The organism is Exiguobacterium sp. s91 (assembly GCF_018618915.1).
Classification (GTDB): domain Bacteria; phylum Bacillota; class Bacilli; order Exiguobacteriales; family Exiguobacteriaceae; genus Exiguobacterium_A; species Exiguobacterium_A abrahamii.
The window spans coordinates 131,648-149,378 of record NZ_JACSMZ010000003.1 but is presented as its reverse complement, the minus strand read 5'-3'; the positions used below and the strand labels follow the sequence as shown (position 1 = coordinate 149,378).

The following is a 17,731-nucleotide window of genomic DNA, read 5'->3' as shown; positions in this document are numbered from 1 at the left end:
TTATGAGACGGAACGTTCACATGACAATTTTAGGGACGACCATCCATGAGAAACACCAGCACTGAACTTAACTCGAAAGTTCAAGTATTCGTTACCGTTGGACCAAGTCAAGCGTGTCGTAGTCGATGAATGTTGAGATACATGAATATGCCCTCCGACTTCAATCGGTGGATGAATGGAGCACGTTAAACTTTGATAAAAAGAGACAATCGATAAGTTCGTTCCAATCATTTTTTTCAATCCAGAAACAAGAGACGTTTGTGAAGCGATGGAAAGGTGTCTTGTGATTTCGTTCGATACCTCAGAGAGGACTTCCTGACGTGAGATCAATCCGACCAAATACTTTTCTTTTATCCTTGCAATGAACTCCTGCATTTCGTCGAAAACATCAAAATATTGATAAGAAAGAATCGTACCAGCACCTGGATTTTTAATCGTCATGACAGAATTATGAGCTTTTAGTGCTTTTAAGGACAGGGGAAGCTCAATCAAGGTTTGTTCATGTCGAAGAGTGAGTAAGATGTCTGCTGTTTCTAATTTATTCGCGACATAGCTATCTGATACGAGTTGAACTTGTTCAATCTGAGACTTACCATATACATCTTTTAGGTATTGAAGTAATACGGAAGTTGTAACGTGAGCACTATCAATCAGTTGTTGCATTACGTTTGGTTCAAGATACGAATAGTAAGCTGTTAATGTCTGATGGACTTGAGTAGGATCGACTAAATGAATCGTTGGATCGTGTTTGATGAATTGATATAACGTAAGGACTTCATGACAGCGACCGATTGCATTACTTTTATTCGAATGAGTAAGTAATGTATGAGTATGTAGAGAATCTTCAAAAGCATTTAACCACTTTGTATTGAGTTGCTTCGTTTTTTGTTGAAATTGATTCGTTAGTTCACGAGTATGCGATAGTTTTGTCGCTAATTTAATGGAAGACGTCAAAGAAGACTCGAATTTGAATCGAAGTTCGAGCTCATAGTCATCCACTAAGATATGAATCGATGAATTGTTCTTTTTCAATAGATGTACGGATTCGAATGATTGCATTGTCTGTTGTTCTAGTTTGATCTCAGAGGTTTCTTCGATGAATATAATTTTATATTCTTCAATCATCGATAGATGCTTGAAACCTTTGAAAAAATCAAATTGATGCTCATTTAGACTCTTAAGAAGGAGCGAATAACAATGATCCCGAATACCTTCTAAGAATCGTCTACGATAGGCTTTAAGTATGGTCTCATCTAACTGCAATGCATGAATTGATTTTTTTAACGTTGCCTCTGATACATATAAATCGGTGATCCCATGGTGAAACGCAATATCTTGAAAAAGTTTAGAACGCGCCTGATCCAGTAATGCATTAAAGGTGTGTTGGGATTCCGTTAAACCAAAGTACTTATGTAAGAAAGATTTAGCACCAGGATTTTTAGGTTGAATCGTTGTATTTTTCTTAAGGAAAAATAAATGAATCGGATAAATGTGTTCGTCTTGATAAATATATAAATCAGCATGATGATCAGCACGTTTAAAATCGAATTTAGTTTTGACTTCACTCGTTTTTGGAAACTGGGTGAATAGAAATTGAGCAACGATTGTTGCGGGATGTTGTTCTTGTGAAAGAGATGATTGCTCTTGAATCAATTGTTCTAAATACATCGCAACATCTTTAGTATGTTGGTCTCCTGATTTTTTCTGTTTTTTGATCATACATGCAATCCTCCAAATGAAACGAGAGTAGGGATAGATCTTGCAAAAAGATATTGTAGGTGTAATGAAAAAGTTAACAAAAGAGTGGTTAAAATCGTTGTCTGATCAATATAATGTATCATTTAAATCAGAAAAGAATAAGCAAATTTTAGATGGAAAACGTATCGGAATAAGAGGAGCAACGGGTGGAATGTATGGCATCCGAGATACGAAAGTAACCGAATATGATTACCTTATTTTTTGTATTACCAATGAGGAAGAATTAGTCAGAATAAACGATATACAATTTGTATGGCTGAATCAAAATGAAGTAATAAACTTAAAAAAAGATCTTAACGGATCAGATAAATCATTTAAACTGGAAAAATTTCATCCCTTTATGACCTTTGATACTTTCGAAAGTAAATTTAAAGAATACTTTGCTTTTCCAACAGAGTACTATACAGACGAAAGTGAAGTACTTAACTCGCACATTGCTGAAAGTCTATTGGAGGATGAGCGTTATACAGAAGGTGAAAAGCGACTCGCCACGCATTACGTAACAGAACGAAATGCAAAAGTAGTTAAAAAAGCAAAAGAACAGTTTGCAACTAAACACGCCGGACAATTATTCTGTGATATTTGTGAGATGAATTATGAGGAAGTTTATGGAGTTATCGGGAAAGGTTACATTGAAGCGCATCATAAAAATCAATTAAGTATAAGTGGCATAACAGATACTCAGATTGAAGACTTAGCTTTGTTATGTGCAAGTTGCCATCGAATAATTCATAAATTAATGAGACAAGATGAGAATGCCTCTTACGAAATGTTAAAAAGTAAGATACAAGGTTCTTTGAACACGCCTTATCGTTATGGAGTTCAGTAAAAAATACTCCTTTAACTGTGTTTTAGAAAATACATAGTTAAAGGAGTATTTGATTTCTAATTGAAAATTAATTTACACGCGCTCCACAACAGCCTCAAGCGATACTTTAACATTACCAGCTAGCGCCCGCGTAATCATACACGAACCTTCCGCTTTTTCAGCAAGACGTTGCGCCTTCTCCAGATCACGATCCGACAGATCAGATGGTAATAAAAGTTTCGGACGATGAATGATCGCGTCGTACGTAAAGACACCGTTCGTGACATCCACGATGCCTTCAGATTCCATCGTTAACGAAACTTTTGGAATGTGACTACGCTCAAGCATCGCGGCAAGCGTGATGATATAGCACGTAGCAGCAGCCCCAAGTAACATCTCATCTGGATTCGTACCAACCCCTGGACCATCCATGGCGTCCGGAATTGAGATTTTTGTTTTTAGTTCACCCGTCTCGATCTGACCGACATCATTGCGATTGCCCGGCCAGTCTGCAGTTAAATGAAAATGGTGCTTCATGATCAATCGCCTCCATGCCTCCATCATACGAAGTTTAGTATGATTTTTCGCCTATTCTGCTCATGTGCATAGGAAGAGATCGATTAGCTAAAAATTTGGTCGATTTTTTTGATATCCTCTTGCGACAACTGAACGTCTAACGTACGCAACGTATCCGTCACCTGATCTGGTCGTTTGGCACCAGGAATGATGGCATCGATGCCGTCCTGTGCCAAATACCACGCGAGTACGACGTGTGCGACTTCCGCATCGTGTGCTTCTGCGATCGGACGTAGTTGATCGACTTTTGCGAGATTTTGTTCGAAGACATCTTTTTGGAACAAGGGATCATTTTTTCGTAGATCATCAAACGTCGTCTCTTTCGTATATTTCCCTGCCAATAATCCAGCAGCGAGTGGGAAGTACGGGACGAAGGACATACCGTTTTCAACGATATACGGGAGTAATTCTTTTTCCGCATCCCGTTTGAATAGGTTGTATTCCCCTTGATAGACGTCGACATGTCCGTCTTTGTTCGCTTCCTTCAGTTGTTCGAGTGAGAAATTCGAGACACCGATTGCGCGAATCTTTCCTTCTTTTTTCAGTTCAGCGAGTGCTGCGACCGCTTCATCCTTTGGTGTCGATTCATCCGGAAAATGAATGTAATACAAATCGATATAGTCTGTCTGAAGACGTTTTAAACTCTCTTCGACCGATTGACGGAGAAAGTCTGGTGAATTGTTCATGACGACGTTTCCGTCAACGAACTGATGCGCACCTTTCGTCGCGAGGACGACATCTTCTCGAGCGACCGTATCGTTCCAGACCTCACCGACGAGTTCCTCCGAACGTTCTGGTCCGTAGATAAAAGCTGTGTCGAGGAAATTGATTCCTTGCTTCAAAGCGACACGAACGAGATCGCGTCCGGCTTGCTCATCGAGATTCGGATACAAGTTGTGTCCACCGACAGCATTCGTACCGAGACCGATTGGGTGAACGAATAAGTTAGATTGACCGAGTTGAACATGTTTTGTCATGAAAATGACCTCCTTAAACGATATCGAGTGGTTCTTTTTTTGTTGGTGCTGGGAACGCTTGATCAAGTGCAGCTAACTCTTCCTCTGTTAAATTCAGAAGCGCAGCGCGACCATTGGCTTCGACATGATGTGCTTGTCCGGCTTTAGGAATAGCGATGACGTCACCTTCACGAATCGCCCATGCGAGTAGAATTTGTGCCGGATCCACACCGTGTGTCTCAGCGAGTTCTTCGACAGTCGGATGATTCAGAAGTTGATCGCGTAATGAACCACCTTCTGCTAGTGGGCAATACGCCATCACTGGAATACCATGCTCACGTAGTAACGGTAATAGTTCATACTCGATTCCGCGTGATCCAAGGTGATAGAGTACCTGATTGACAGCGCATTGATCACCATTTGGCAGTGCCAACAGTTCTTTCATGTCTGATACGTCAAAGTTAGACACACCCCAACGGCGAATCTTTCCTTCTTGTTTTAAAGCTTCCAGTCCTTCGACGGTTTGTTTCAGTGGAATGTCGCCACGCCAGTGCAGAAGGTACAAATCAAGGTAATCGGTACCAAGACGTTCAAGTGTGTTGGAACAAGCCTGCTTCAATGCTTCCCCACCAGCATGATGCGGATAGACTTTCGAAACGAGAAAGACTTCCTCTCGTCGATCTGCGATCGCGTCGCGAATCAATTCTTCAGAAGCACCTTCTCCGTACATCTCTGCCGTATCGATGAGTTCCATTCCGCTATCAAGACCGACACGGAGTGCTTCGATTTCTGCTTCGTGCTTCTCCGACTCTTCTCCCATCCGCCACGTACCTTGTCCGAGTGCCCGAACATGCGTCTGATCGGGAAACGTCACCGTTTTTTGCTTTAATGCAGCAAGTATCAACGTCTTTTCTGTTGCGTTCATCGTTCTTCCTCCTTTAGTAGAGAGACAATAGTAGGGTTTACCACGCGAACTCCGAACAAAAACGTCTTCTTCAATAGAAGGAGACGTCACCAATGCTCAAACAAGGGACCGTGATCACCGAATACAGGATCTTGAGTTGGGCGCATCACCTGACGAATACGTTGAAGATTTTCCGGGCGTTCACTTGTTTGACCTGTCAGCGTATCGTAATCTTGACCATCCGGATAGGCACCGATTACTCGAAAGTGTCGACTTGTATCAAGTGCTTTATGTCCCGTACCTGCAGGAAGTAAAAGAATATCTCCACTCGTCAAAGTGAAGGTCTTACCGAGCGGACCACCCAGCTGAACGGTTGCATGCCCTTCAAGAATCCCGATCACTTCATGAGCGATACTATGATAATGATGAAAGTCAAAAATCCCATCCACCCAGCTGTTACGCCAGTCATGTGCATGGAAGGTCTGTTCGATGTGTGATGGCTCTGCAAATGCGTGCCGATAAATCAACACCGGGAATGTCGGGTTGTTCGGAATGTGCCCGTCATCCTCAAAATAAAATACCTCAACGCGCATCTTCGTTGCTCCTTTCTCTGGTGTGGCACAAAGTAATAATTACATCTGTAATTACCCGTAATTAAATATCATCAATCGTCCAAGCATCTTTATGGCGTAACGAATTCGGAGGTGCTAAGATGCTTAAGTTAACGAAATTACAAAGGAGGCTTTCCGATGATCGCCATCGAAGCAAAATTAGAAGTACAACCCGCAAAACGAGAAGAGTTTTTAGCAGCAACTAAAACACTAGTTGCAGGATCACGTGCTGAAGCAGGAAACATCAGCTATGACTTATTCCAAAGCACAGAAGACGAAAATGTCTTCATGATGATTGAAAAATGGGAAGACCAAGCTGCAATCGAAGCACACAACACGAGTGCTCATTTCGGACAATTCGTTGCGTTTGCACAAACGGCTCTTGCTAAACCATTAGACGTTCAATCGTTCCAAGCATAAGTGTAAGAGAGTAACGAAATAAAAAAGGAGGATATCCTCGGTTTTATGACCGAGAATATCCTCCTTTTTTCGTTCAATGTGACCGTTTAGAACGTTCATTTTCAATTCAGATTTCATATAAGAGTGTTTCACTTTTCTTTTACAATCATATGACATTTCACTGAAACTGTTAGTTTTTCCCTGATTAGGGCATTATTCTTATAAAGACACAAAAAGGAGGCTTTTATCATGAATGAACGAACGAATGCAGCAGAGTCGAAGCGATCATTCTTCAAGATGCCTCATACATATGCCATCATCATGGCAATTCTCATCATCTCAGTCATCTTGACGTATACACTTCCAGCAGGACAATTCGATCGTGAAAAGCAAGACGGACAGACTGCCGTCATCGATGGTACATATCGCGCGGTAGAGTCTGCGCCTGTCAATCTCTTTGGTTTATTTGAAGCAATTCCGCAAGGCATGGAAGCGGGTGCTGCGATCATTTTTTACATTTTCTTAGTTGGTGGTGTCTTCGGTATCATTCGTCAAACCGGTGCTATTGAAGCGGGAATCAATCAATTAATCCGTCGATTTGGTCAAAAAGGGCACATCATGATTCCGATGACGATGTTCGTCTTTTCAATTGCCGGAGCAACGATTGGTATGGCAGAAGAAACAATCATCTTCGTGCCAATTGGGATCATGTTAGCACGTGCCCTTGGATATGATGCGATGACAGGAGCCGCGATCGTCAGTCTAGGGGCAGCGGTTGGTTTTGCCGGCGGGATGTTGAATCCGTTTACGGTAGGTGTCGCTCAATCAATTGCGGAAGTACCGCTCTTTAGTGGTCTCGGGTATCGAACGGCTGTGTATATCGTATTTTTAGCGGTGACGATTCTTTATGTGATGAACTACGCACGGAAAGTTAAACATGATCCGGCGCGCAGTCTTGTTTATGATCTCGAACAACGTCGTTCGGAAGAAGCAGCGACGACGATTTCAAGCTTTTCGAAACGTCATGCCTTTGTTTTACTGGTTTTAATCGGTGGCATTACGCTCAATGTGATCGGAATCTTTGAGTGGGGCTGGTATTTGACGGAATTAACCGCATCCTTCTTGATCATCGGGATGATTGCGGGAATCGTTACGCTTGGTGTGAACGGTACGTTCGAGAGTTTGATTGACGGCGCAAAAGCCGTGACGTTCGGCGCCTTGATTGTTGGATTTGCTCGAGCAATCGTCGTCATTCTTGAAGAAGGACGTGTTATCGATACGGTCATTTACGGCTTATCGAATGCCGTAGGACATTTGCCAACGTTCTTCGCCGTCATCGGGATGTACGCCGTGCAATTGATTACGAACTTCTTCATTCCATCGGGGAGTGGACAAGCGGCGACGACGATGCCCATCATGGCACCATTGTCGGATTTACTTGGGATCGAGCGTCAAGTGGCTGTCCTAGCATTCCAATATGGAGATGGACTGACGAACATGATTTTCCCGACGAGCGCGCATTTGATGGCATTTCTCGCAATCGCAGGCATTCCGTATGAGCAATGGTTACGCTTCGTCTGGAAACTCTTCGCGATTTGGATTGCCTTGGCATGTGCTGCCTTATTACTTGCCGTAACGCTTGGTATTCAATGAAGTCGACCTTTCGGACATCTGTCCGGAAGGTTTTTCAGTTGCAGGAATCGGGAAGCGTTATCACGAACGGAATAGGTAATGACTAAAGGGGGAACTGAAGTGACATATTCAATCGTTGGGTATTGTGAAAAAGAACAAGCATGGGGCGTTGCCGTTCAGTCGAAGTTTTTAGCGGTCGGGAGTGCTGTACCATTTGCGAAGGCGGGAGTAGGTGCGGTAGCGACACAATCGTTTGCAAACACGACGTATGGCCCTGAAGGATTACGAATGATCGAACAAGGTGCTTCAGCGGACGAAGTGTTGCGTCGATTGACGGAAGCAGATGAAGGACGAGCGGATCGTCAAGTGGGAATCATTGATGCGAATGGCAAGAGTGCGACATTCACGGGAGAGGGATGTAACGACTGGGCAGGCGGTATTGCCGGGAAACACTTTGCAGCGCAAGGGAATATTCTTGTAGACGGTAACACGGTAAAAGAGATGGCACGTGTCTTTGAATCAACACAAGGTCCGCTCGCAGAACGTTTGTTGCGTGCGTTAGCAGCTGGTCAAGCAGCAGGCGGGGATTCACGCGGAATGCAATCAGCGGCACTCCTCGTCGTCAAGGAGGGTGGCGGATACGGTGGATTCAACGACCGATATATTGATTTACGCGTTGACGATCATCCGAGTCCGATTGAAGAGCTCGAACGCATCTATCAACTGCATACACTTTATTTGCAACCGAGTAAGCCAGAAGAAATCAAGCCAATCGATGATGCCTTAGAGTCAGAGTTGATGGATAAATTATTAGCGCTTGGCTACCGCGGTGATTTCGAAGACGCGTTCCGGACGTATCTGCATACGGAAAACTTCGAGATGCGCGAACAAGCGGAGCGTGCGATTGATACACGTGTTCTCGCGTATATTCGAGCACAATGAAAAAATGACAGGATGGACCGCGGTCCATCCTGTCATTTTGTTCATACTTGTGTCGACTGGGCGCGAATCGGTACTTTGAATCCGGTCGCGATGAATCGTTCCATTTCCGGTTCCGATTTAGCGTTTAAGCCAACTGTTCCGTCTCCTTTTAATGCCACGTTCGTTAGCTTGACACGCGTGATGTCTGGACCGATCGTAATCCCGTGTTTGGCAGAATCCTCAATGCGGATATCACGAAGGCGTACGTCTTCAGCCCCATTTTCTCCCCCAAAGATTTGGATGTCCGTTTTCGCTTGTCGGAATCCGCTCATCTTCAACTGACTGATCGTGACGTTCCGTGCCTTATATTGAATCCCGATCATCGGTTGTTCTTGATAGTCATAATAAGGATCACCGAGCACCGTAAAATCATGTATGACGACATTACGATAAGCGGAAACGACGAGCGCACGCGGTTTTGAATTCGCATAGAGTTCTGTATATTTAGGAGTCTGAGCAATCAAACGCGTTGCGATGATATTATAAGCCGTCTGAGACGTCGGATCAGTCGCTTGATGGTGACCGATGTGTCGGAAGTTAAACGCGCGATGATCATCAATCGATAGGTGTCCGACGATTTTGACGGTCGAGGCAGCAGAAGAGGTTGCATGTGCCTTAATCTCAAGTCCACCGAAACAACGACTTGTTGCGTTATTGAACAACCAGACGTCGCGTGATCCATCATCGACTTCGATTCCATTTGAATTGGAAAAGCCTTCTGCATGGGCACGTCCACTTGGATCATGCATGAAACAGTTCGAGATGAAGAGATGATCACTATGATGCGTCGTAATCCCGTCATCGCCGAATCCATAACCGGTCAATCCATCGAACCAGATGAATGAACTACTTAAATTTGCTCGAGCTCCATCTCCGTTGTAATTGTAATATGGTGTCGAGATATCAAAACAGTGAAGTCCCGGGTTGACGGCCTCAACATCAAAGACCCAGCCATAGGTGACATGCGCATACGTAAGACAACTGGAGTGGTTGCCCCATGTGCTACTTTTTTTCGCGTCACCGATGCGTTTAATGTTCCAATCAAGCGTCATTTTTTCGACGAGTAGATGATGATTGCCGAGAAGATAATTTTGGTTCGTCACGAGACGTCGTCCTTTTGGTGCATCATCGTGCATCTTTAAAATTGTCTTCCCTTTACCGGCTCCTGTTAAAATCGTATAACTTGGCAAACGAATTCCCCGAACGACGTACGTACCGGCTGGGACATGGACTTGTCGATGTCCATCACCGAGCGCTTCAATGAATGCTTGTGTATCATCCGTCTGTCCATCACCGACTGCGCCAAAATCAGTGATATCGACAGTTTCGACATCGCTGATCAAACGTTCGAACTCATGATTGAGACGACCGAACCAACTTGGTCGAATCTCATCGCGTGGTGTCACGAAAGCGGGTGTCAGCGGTAGAATATGTTTATCACGGTTCGTCAAAAATAATGGCGAGATCATCGAACGAAGCGTTCGACTGAGGTTAGGATTGCGTCGTGGTGCGACGAATGGACTATCGTGTAGCAGTTGTTCCGCTTGTCGAACTGCTTGTTCGTTGGTTGACGTTTCAACGTATTCCTGAATCAACGCCGCATTTTGATACGGATCATGCGTGTGATCGAGTTTTAACATGAAATGGTTCCCCTCTCTGAATAGGTCTGTCTACCTTTTCCCCTCTCTTTACACAATCATTCCTTGTTTCAAGACATCCATAAAAATACACAAAAATTTTTAATATGGATTATAATGGTATTTAAAAGAGGGGGTCTTCTGATGTCACTTCGAAAACGACTCGTAATTGGTATCGGACTGATTTTGCTAATCTTAGGAATCGGTAAGCCACTGACAGAAGCGGCTGTTCAAGCAATGAAGCCAAAAGCGGTTCAGCCGTCTGGAATCGAAACAAATAGATCGTGTAAACCGAACTGCAAGAAAAAAGGCGAATTGTTAAACATTCGATTTTTTTCATGGTTACCTAAAAAGAAAATGAAGAATGATGAAGATTTACGTGCTTGGGATACCAAGGAAAAGCCGAAGAAGCAGAAAGACCTCAAACCGAAAAAGAAAAAGAATAAGATCTTCACTATAGGAGTTGAAAATGCTAAACGAGGTACGAATGAAAAAGGAGGATCGTCCTCATCGATGTTACTGATGAGTCTGCTTGTTCTCCCGCTAGTCATCATAAGCTATATCGTTTGGCGGAAACGTCGAAAGACCAAGAAACAAGATGAAGACTTGATAAGAACGGATATCCCGTTGCAGCCTATACACAACGATTATGTTTCGATCGAGAAACAAATTGATTTACCAGATGCCTGGATTCGCAAACAGCTCATCCAGTTCAATCAGATCCTACCGGTCCGTTTACAGCGGCATGATACAGAGACGTTTCAGGAGTGGTTTCTGCGGATCGGATTTCAACCTTCCCATCTCTTAATAAAAACCTATCTCTTAGAACGGTACACAGAAAAAGCTACTACGTTATCGGAGAGGGATAAACAAACGATCCAGGGAGAATTCGGAGCCTTCGTCCACCAGTTCAATTGAAACTTTTTGAATTAGGTGACGTAAATGGAACAGGAAAGGGGAGATGATGATGTACCTAGCAGATGCTGTGAAATTAAAGAGTATCCTGAGGAAACAGCTTGATCAGTTGATTGAAGAGATGGAGCGCGTTGCGTTCATTGATTTAGAAAAGGGAGAAGCACTCCCCGCGCAACAAGGTCGAACCTTAACCGATGTCGAAGCCGCCATGGACATCGTACGTCATGACATGCGGGTCTTGGATCGTCTCGTTTATGCAGCGAATTTAAACACCGTAATTGAGACGGATGAAGGAGACATACCACTCGTCGAAGCGATCGAGTGGGCTACCCAATTACGGGCAAAGGCACAAAACTATCAGATGCTCGCAAGTCGACCAAAACGCGAGTTCCAATATGGATTCGAAGGGACGACGATCATTCGTCATGCCTTGTTTGATCCAGATGCCTATCGTTTAAAAGCGGAGGAAGTGGAACGACGAGCACACAAAGTATCGAATGCAATCAATGCGGCAAACTATCAGACGACGATTGACTTTGATGGTGGACGTTATATGTAACTTCCTTGGCGCGGTGAGACTCCCCGTCAAGGATAGGGGACGGACCTCAATTTTCCTTTGTGGAGAAGAAATGGCGATGGCAAACCGATGACCACGAACCGTTGACAGATTGACCTGTTACCTTTGACCACCTATGGAATCCTGATGTTTTTTTCCGTCCCCGCTCCCTGTCGCTTCTTTGAGAAACGGCAGGGATTTTTAGTGTGTCGATGGAAACAACAGGGTATAGAGAAGCACAAGCGAAAGGAGAGAGATCATGGAACACACTTTTTCAGCATTCGTCGTTCGCGAAGTCGATGGATCATACGAGGGGAATATCGAGACAAAGCACGTCGATGATTTACCAGAAGGAGATATCCTGATTCGTGTCACACACTCATGCGTCAACTATAAGGATGCTTTATCGATGTCGGGTAATCGTGGGGTGACGAAATCCTATCCGCATACCCCGGGCGTTGACGCAGCAGGATTCATCGAACAAACGACTGATGAACGATTTCACATCGGTCAAGCCGTCGTCGTCAATGGCTTTGATTTCGGGATGAACACTTCGGGCGGATTTCAAGAATACATACGTGTACCAGCCGATTGGGTGACGCTACTTCCAGAATCCATTCGTCCATTAGAAGCGATGCAATATGGAACGGCCGGATTGACGGCAGCGCAATCGGTTGATGAATTGTTGCGAATCGTCTCGAAGGATGCAGGACCGATCCTCGTGACGGGAGCGACAGGTGGGGTTGGTACGATTGCGATTTCTTTACTGATTCGATTAGGATACACGGTACATGCCGTGACCGGAAAACGAGTAGAACAAGAACGATTGCTCAAAAAGGGAGTGGCTGAGGTACTAGACCGCACGACATTCCTAGAAGAAACCGATCGTCCTCTAAAAAAAGGGCTTTATGCCGGTGTCATTGATACGGTCGGGGGACCATTGCTCGCGTCCGTCATTCGCTTCGTGCAATATGGTGGTGTCGTCACGACGTGTGGGAACGTCGGTGGGGCAGAAATGACGTTGACAGTCTATCCCTTCATCTTACGTGGTGTCCGCTTGATTGGAATCGATGCGGTGCAAACACCGATTGCTTATCGTCAAGCGTTATGGCAACGTTTAGCGAGTGACTGGCAGGTCAATCTTTCGTCAGAAGTCGATATCAAAACACTAAACGATTTACCTGAAATCGCAGAAGCCTTGCTGACTTCACGTCATCGTGGTCGAACTGTCATCGAAATTTAAATATTTCGAGTAAACATTGGTGGTATAGTGGGGAAAAACTGTGTCGACTTTTTCAGGAGGAACCATACATGAGTGAACACCAACAAGAACAAGAACGACAGTCTCGACAAGAAAGACGGAAACAAAAACGAAATCGTCGAGGGATTGCCTTTGGTGGTATTCTCGCGACATTATTCATCGTCGGTGGTTGGTTGTATATGTTGACGAACAACGATGCTTCTCAAGCGACATCTACACTTGAAAAACCGAAAACGACCAATCAAGCAACACAAAACGAGGAGTCGAAGAAGGAAACAGCAGCAACGGATGATAAAAAAGAAGCGAAAAAAGAAAAGAAGAAATCAAAGAAAAAAGCAGCAGAGTATGCGCAAGCGGCTTGGGTGACGCGTCCGTTCGCGAACGTTTACGGTGATACGAATCGTAGTAGTGTCATCTACAAAGCAGATTTAGGTGATGTTTATGAGGTACTGGATGCGAAGGACGGCATGGTCCATCTCAAACTCAATGACAGCATCGAAGGATACTTACCGGAAAGTGATGTTCGTTTGGAAGCACCAAAAGGGACGTCAGACGAAGCCGTTCTTGCGGCGCTCTCGCAAGCAGTCGCTAATCAACCGATTGACAAGCCGGAGCAGTATCTCGGAAAACCGATTGCTGAATTCGAAGCGAAGTATGGTGCTGTTGGTAATACACAACAGGATGCCGTCAATACGTATTACTTCTCGAATGCTGGATATCTGCTTGTCGTCTCGGATGGAATCATTGAAGCAATTGACTGGACGAATGCTTCGACTGGTGGATTATCGACACTGGGTGAACCCGTCGTCGATACGAGCTATGGTACGTGGTACGAGGGAGAATCCTTACAACTAAAAGTGTTCCCGGACAACGGAAAGATGCGTCTACGTCTTGCGCGTGATCCTGGACAAGAATGAATGAACGGCGAATTCGCTTGAAGCGAGTTCGTCTTTTTTTTGCACAAAAAACCTCCCGAGTCCGACACTCGGGAGGAAATATGAAAATCCTTTGGGAGGAGATTTTCTTAGTATACGCCTACTGCATCAAATGATTTCGCTGCAGCTGTTGCTTCTGCACTTGTTGAACCGTAAAGGTCTTTCGCCGATTGAACGACTGCTGCACGGAGTGAGCTGAAGTTCGAGTTTGGAGTCAAGTACACGTTGAGGGCACGGTAGTAGATCGCACCGAGTTTCGGTACACCGATTCCTGTGACAGATACGTTGTAGAACGTTCCGCCGTTACCGAGGAGGTAAGCAGCTTTGTTGATGATACCAGAGTTGATGTGGACACCACCGTTATCTTGCGTACCTGTGTAACGTTTAGAGTAGTGATCTGGATCACCGTAAGCAGCTGGGTTCGACATCGAACGGAGTGCGTCACCGCTGACTCCTGGTGTGTAGATGTCTTCTCCTACGAGCCAGTCAAAGTTCGATCCGACTGTATACTCAGCTACTGTACCCATGATATCTGAGACGGCTTCGTTGATCGCACCAGATTCGTTTTGGTACACGAGACCAGCTGTGTATTCTGTGACAGCGTGTGTCAATTCGTGAGCGACGACGTCAAGTGCGCCTGAAAGTGCGACGAATGTCGTGCCATCTCCGTCACCATAGACCATCTTCGTGCCATCCCAGAATGCGTTGTTGTAGTTCGTTGAATAGTGGACCGTTGAGTTCAAGCGTGCACCAGCGTTGTCGTAACTGTTACGACCATATGTGTTTTTATAGAAGTCATATGTTTTTGCAGCGTTGACGTGTGCACTGACAGCAGCGCGGTCATATGTCGCGTTGAAGACGTTATCTGCATCTGCCCAGAGTGTTCCCGGGAGTGATGTCCGGTTTTTCGCGTCGTATGTGTAGACACCTTTTCCACGCGTTGTATCTTGAAGATAGTATTTCCCAGCACTCAACGTCGTGTTGAACGTTGCGCTTGTGCCAAGTACAGTCGTACCTGTTGCATGAGCGAGTTGGTCGAATTTGTTAAGTACTTTACCTGAGTTCGCATCGATGAAGTATGTCCAACGTGATGGCTCTTTGCCAGCGAGGACTGTCGATGTGACTTTGTATGCATAGACAGCATCATCTTTTACTGGATAGATGACGAGTTCTGCTTTTGGAGCGACTTCGAATTTAGAAGCCTTGATTGCTTTTTGATAAAGTTTGATGGCTTTCTTTTCAGAGAGCGTTGCTTTTTTCGCGAGACCTGGTTTTCCTTTGACGTTGATTGCATCGTTTACGACTGCTTTCAAAGTACCGTCTTTCGCGACGTTCCCGACGACGACACTACCAAAGACAGGGACGCCATCCACTTCTTGTTGGAGACGTACGATCTGTGAAGATCCGTCTTTTTCGACGTTCTGAACAGCAAAGTCACCCTTTTTGTTCACGAAATCTTTAACGATCGTTGCAGCTGGTTCTGACGAAGCTTTCGTGAGCTTACCAGACTGAAGACCTTCTGCACCTACTACCGTAGGAACGACAAGTACACTTGCGACAAGCGATGTAGCGAGAAACTTTTTCAAAATAAATCGCCTCCTTGTTTGGGTTGAGTCTAACTATGCCAAAGAATCAGAGAAGCGAGAATAAGTCATTCGAATTAAATAGAATTTTCTGAATATAGTCCGTAGTACCTGGACTGAATTATTAAGTGTAAAAGATATTTCAAGACGAAAAAAGAACCATTCAAGAGAATGGTTCAGCGAATGCGTTGGTAGAGATGGTGGACGTCATCTCGGGTCTCATCAATTTTAAAATCATGTGGGTCAAGCTCAATTCCTTGTTTTGAAGCGAAGCGTTGGATTTTCTCGAACGATTTCCAAATTTCGATATCCGGTCCTTCGTGCTTCCAGAAGACATAACGCGCAGCAGGAATCCGATGCCCTTTCATACCTTTAGGAATCTGTTCAAGCGACGAGACGGGATACCCGACACATTGCGAATATTTGGTTCCGTTTCGTTCGAGCGAGATATCGAGCGGATAGCTGTCCAGCTTTGCAGGGATCTCATGCGAACGTCTTGAAAATTCACGCCAGAGTTCCGGCATCAATGTATGCAACTCGTTCTCTTCACACGTCAGTCCAAGTCCCACAAAATAAAATTCATGGCGTTCAACGATTTTTGGATGCATCAGAAACTCCCTTCCTTCTTATGACACGTCCTCGACGGGCGAACGCTTCAAATCTAGAAATAGACGCGTAAAGGTGGCGTCCCATTGTGTACCCATACCTTCTTCTAAAATCGACAAGGCTTTTTCTGCGGACATTCCCTTACGATAAGGACGGTCGGATGTCATCGCATCATAGGCGTCAGCAATCGCCATGATTCGACCGAAGAGTGGAATGTCCTCTCCTACGAGACCTTCCGGATACCCCTTTCCGTCATAGCGTTCGTGATGGTACTTTACCCCAGGAAGAATCGGTTGTAACGTCTTTGGTAGCTGAACTTGCGATAGAATGTGCACACCGATGACTGGATGTTGCTGAATGATCTGAAATTCTTCGTCTGTGAGACGTCCTTCTTTCAATAACACATCGTCTCGAATCCCAATTTTTCCGATGTCATGTAACAGCGCGGATTTACGTAACAGTTCGATTTGTTCGTTCGGTAGATTGGCAGCGGTAGCGATTTCGACTGAATAGGCAGCGACACGAACGGAATGACCGGCTGTGTAAGGATCACGGGCATCTAGTGTCGCAGCAAACAAGGTAAACAAACTATCAAGTAACTGTTCGTTTTCCGCATCACGCTTTTTAATACCTTCCATCATCAAGTTAAAACCAGAAACGAGATGGGAGAACTCGTCTGAATATGGATTCGGTAATGAGACGAGTCGATTGCTTTCGACATCTTGAATCCCTTGTTGCAGGGTAGCGATTGGTTTACGGATGTTTTCATAGAGAAGAAGACTACAAAACGTCGCAACGGATAAGATGACGATTAAAATAAGTGTCGCCCAACTCCAGTAAGAGCGAAGGCTCTCATTTTCCGTTAACTGGACAGCTGAGGCGAGAACGAACAGCATGATCGGGAAAACACCGATGATGAGTATGCTGATGAGCATTTTTTGTCTTAGCGTGACAACTGTCGTTTTTTTAGGAAAATCAAATCCATGTTCAAAAGCATACTTCTCTAACGTCAGAAGCATGTGCTCCGTGACACGATAGGTTAGAAAAAACTCAATCAGCGCATGCAGAATGGCGACGAGGACCGCACCAAAACAAGCAAGACCAATCAAATAGTACGGCATCTGTAACCATCCTTGAGAGATCGCTAGTGCTGTCAGAAGTGAAGCGGGAACAGAAAGTCCTAAAAAATGAGGTCCCATGATGCGCTGGACAGTCAGTACCGGAAAACGATGTACCGTTTGATAAGCCTCCTGAAACGAGACGAGAGACGGAATATCGTTTTGGAAGAAACGACGTAAAGGGTGAATATGTCGCGAATAGACTGTGTATTCGAGTAAAAACATCAGACTGACAGATACGGCCATGAGCCCCATCAACATCAATTGTTCGGTTCTAGTGAAGGTGAGGGTCTCAAAAATAAACAGACATCCGACGCCGAAGACAGCGACGAATGAACCGATTAGATAGTTCCTTAGTAAGTGACGTTCAAAACGTTGTAAAGCGCTCATTGTATCCTCCCTTAAGTGAATTAGAGTGCTTTCAGCGTACCGTTTTCTAAAATAATAAGAACGTATTTTTTTGAAAAAGAGGTGAAAGAATCCTTTGAAAATCTT

General features: G+C 44.6%; 17 protein-coding genes. 8 read left to right on the top strand and 9 right to left on the bottom strand.

Annotated elements, in window-relative coordinates; all coding sequences use genetic code 11:
- A complete protein-coding gene (locus tag KNQ06_RS13920; RefSeq protein WP_214772301.1) occupies window positions 1–1,719 on the bottom strand; it encodes a hypothetical protein in 1,719 nt (572 codons plus the stop codon).
- A gap of 40 nt (window positions 1,720–1,759) precedes the next feature.
- Here KNQ06_RS13920 and KNQ06_RS13915 point away from each other — a divergent pair, with 40 nt between their 5' ends.
- Window positions 1,760–2,587, top strand: a complete 828-nt coding sequence (locus KNQ06_RS13915; RefSeq protein ID WP_214772299.1) for an HNH endonuclease — start codon at window positions 1,760–1,762, stop codon at window positions 2,585–2,587.
- A gap of 72 nt (window positions 2,588–2,659) precedes the next feature.
- Here KNQ06_RS13915 and KNQ06_RS13910 read toward each other — a convergent pair whose 3' ends face one another.
- From KNQ06_RS13910 to KNQ06_RS13895, 4 genes are all read right to left on the bottom strand, one after another.
- Window positions 2,660–3,106: an OsmC family protein gene (locus tag KNQ06_RS13910; protein ID WP_119182619.1), complete on the bottom strand. Its 447-nt coding sequence runs from the start codon at window positions 3,104–3,106 to the stop codon at window positions 2,660–2,662.
- Window positions 3,107–3,186: 80 nt separating this feature from the next.
- Window positions 3,187–4,119 (bottom strand): aldo/keto reductase, encoded by a 933-nt coding sequence (locus KNQ06_RS13905; RefSeq protein WP_133208435.1) that lies wholly within the window; start codon window positions 4,117–4,119, stop codon window positions 3,187–3,189.
- Window positions 4,120–4,132: 13 nt separating this feature from the next.
- Window positions 4,133–5,023 carry an aldo/keto reductase gene (locus KNQ06_RS13900; protein WP_133208434.1) on the bottom strand — a complete coding sequence of 297 codons (891 nt, stop codon included), beginning with the start codon at window positions 5,021–5,023 and terminating at the stop codon, window positions 4,133–4,135.
- 86 nt (window positions 5,024–5,109) lie between these two features.
- Entirely contained in the window at window positions 5,110–5,595 is a 486-nt protein-coding gene (locus KNQ06_RS13895) for a cupin domain-containing protein (protein ID WP_023469764.1), read from the bottom strand.
- 156 nt (window positions 5,596–5,751) lie between these two features.
- Between KNQ06_RS13895 and KNQ06_RS13890 the strand changes: the two genes are divergently transcribed.
- The 3 genes from KNQ06_RS13890 (at window position 5,752) to KNQ06_RS13880 (ending at window position 8,586) form a co-directional block, all read left to right on the top strand.
- A complete protein-coding gene (locus KNQ06_RS13890; protein WP_023469763.1) occupies window positions 5,752–6,033 on the top strand; it encodes a putative quinol monooxygenase in 282 nt (93 codons plus the stop codon).
- 228 nt (window positions 6,034–6,261) lie between these two features.
- The gene (locus tag KNQ06_RS13885) at window positions 6,262–7,665 is read left to right on the top strand and encodes a YfcC family protein (RefSeq protein ID WP_215148587.1); all 1,404 of its coding nucleotides are present in this window, start codon (window positions 6,262–6,264) and stop codon (window positions 7,663–7,665) included.
- A gap of 99 nt (window positions 7,666–7,764) precedes the next feature.
- Window positions 7,765–8,586, top strand: coding sequence for a DUF1028 domain-containing protein (locus tag KNQ06_RS13880; protein WP_050677198.1), 822 nt, complete (start codon window positions 7,765–7,767; stop codon window positions 8,584–8,586).
- A 41-nt stretch (window positions 8,587–8,627) separates the two neighbouring features.
- On the opposite strand, the gene KNQ06_RS13875 is transcribed toward KNQ06_RS13880, so the two are convergent.
- The gene (locus KNQ06_RS13875) at window positions 8,628–10,265 is read right to left on the bottom strand and encodes a glycosyl hydrolase family 28-related protein (protein ID WP_214725153.1); all 1,638 of its coding nucleotides are present in this window, start codon (window positions 10,263–10,265) and stop codon (window positions 8,628–8,630) included.
- 141 nt (window positions 10,266–10,406) lie between these two features.
- On the opposite strand from KNQ06_RS13875, the gene KNQ06_RS13870 reads away from it, so the two are divergent.
- The 4 genes from KNQ06_RS13870 (at window position 10,407) to KNQ06_RS13855 (ending at window position 13,911) form a co-directional block, all read left to right on the top strand.
- Window positions 10,407–11,180, top strand: a complete 774-nt coding sequence (locus KNQ06_RS13870; RefSeq protein WP_214772286.1) for a hypothetical protein — start codon at window positions 10,407–10,409, stop codon at window positions 11,178–11,180.
- 49 nt (window positions 11,181–11,229) lie between these two features.
- Window positions 11,230–11,736: a hypothetical protein gene (locus KNQ06_RS13865; protein ID WP_149428168.1), complete on the top strand. Its 507-nt coding sequence runs from the start codon at window positions 11,230–11,232 to the stop codon at window positions 11,734–11,736.
- Between the two features lie 256 nt (window positions 11,737–11,992).
- Window positions 11,993–12,976: a YhdH/YhfP family quinone oxidoreductase gene (locus tag KNQ06_RS13860; RefSeq protein WP_149428032.1), complete on the top strand. Its 984-nt coding sequence runs from the start codon at window positions 11,993–11,995 to the stop codon at window positions 12,974–12,976.
- 68 nt (window positions 12,977–13,044) lie between these two features.
- Window positions 13,045–13,911 (top strand): hypothetical protein, encoded by an 867-nt coding sequence (locus KNQ06_RS13855; protein WP_214772281.1) that lies wholly within the window; start codon window positions 13,045–13,047, stop codon window positions 13,909–13,911.
- Window positions 13,912–14,018: 107 nt separating this feature from the next.
- On the opposite strand, the gene KNQ06_RS13850 is transcribed toward KNQ06_RS13855, so the two are convergent.
- From KNQ06_RS13850 to KNQ06_RS13840, 3 genes are all read right to left on the bottom strand, one after another.
- Entirely contained in the window at window positions 14,019–15,515 is a 1,497-nt protein-coding gene (locus KNQ06_RS13850) for a M4 family metallopeptidase (RefSeq protein WP_149428030.1), read from the bottom strand.
- A gap of 173 nt (window positions 15,516–15,688) precedes the next feature.
- The gene (locus KNQ06_RS13845; RefSeq protein WP_050677192.1) at window positions 15,689–16,120 is read right to left on the bottom strand and encodes a GyrI-like domain-containing protein; all 432 of its coding nucleotides are present in this window, start codon (window positions 16,118–16,120) and stop codon (window positions 15,689–15,691) included.
- A gap of 18 nt (window positions 16,121–16,138) precedes the next feature.
- Window positions 16,139–17,626, bottom strand: coding sequence for an HD domain-containing phosphohydrolase (locus tag KNQ06_RS13840; protein ID WP_149428029.1), 1,488 nt, complete (start codon window positions 17,624–17,626; stop codon window positions 16,139–16,141).
- Window positions 17,627–17,731 lie beyond the last annotated feature (105 nt).

Coding starts and splice junctions, on each gene's coding strand:
- KNQ06_RS13920 (WP_214772301.1), bottom strand. CDS start 1,719: ATGATCAAAAAACAGAAAAAATCAGGAGACCAACATACTAAAGATGTT.
- KNQ06_RS13905 (WP_133208435.1), bottom strand. CDS start 4,119: ATGACAAAACATGTTCAACTCGGTCAATCTAACTTATTCGTTCACCCA.
- KNQ06_RS13900 (WP_133208434.1), bottom strand. CDS start 5,023: ATGAACGCAACAGAAAAGACGTTGATACTTGCTGCATTAAAGCAAAAA.
- KNQ06_RS13895 (WP_023469764.1), bottom strand. CDS start 5,595: ATGCGCGTTGAGGTATTTTATTTTGAGGATGACGGGCACATTCCGAAC.
- KNQ06_RS13890 (WP_023469763.1), top strand. CDS start 5,752: ATGATCGCCATCGAAGCAAAATTAGAAGTACAACCCGCAAAACGAGAA.
- KNQ06_RS13885 (WP_215148587.1), top strand. CDS start 6,262: ATGAATGAACGAACGAATGCAGCAGAGTCGAAGCGATCATTCTTCAAG.
- KNQ06_RS13875 (WP_214725153.1), bottom strand. CDS start 10,265: ATGTTAAAACTCGATCACACGCATGATCCGTATCAAAATGCGGCGTTG.
- KNQ06_RS13870 (WP_214772286.1), top strand. CDS start 10,407: ATGTCACTTCGAAAACGACTCGTAATTGGTATCGGACTGATTTTGCTA.
- KNQ06_RS13865 (WP_149428168.1), top strand. CDS start 11,230: ATGTACCTAGCAGATGCTGTGAAATTAAAGAGTATCCTGAGGAAACAG.
- KNQ06_RS13860 (WP_149428032.1), top strand. CDS start 11,993: ATGGAACACACTTTTTCAGCATTCGTCGTTCGCGAAGTCGATGGATCA.
- KNQ06_RS13855 (WP_214772281.1), top strand. CDS start 13,045: ATGAGTGAACACCAACAAGAACAAGAACGACAGTCTCGACAAGAAAGA.
- KNQ06_RS13845 (WP_050677192.1), bottom strand. CDS start 16,120: ATGCATCCAAAAATCGTTGAACGCCATGAATTTTATTTTGTGGGACTT.
- KNQ06_RS13840 (WP_149428029.1), bottom strand. CDS start 17,626: ATGAGCGCTTTACAACGTTTTGAACGTCACTTACTAAGGAACTATCTA.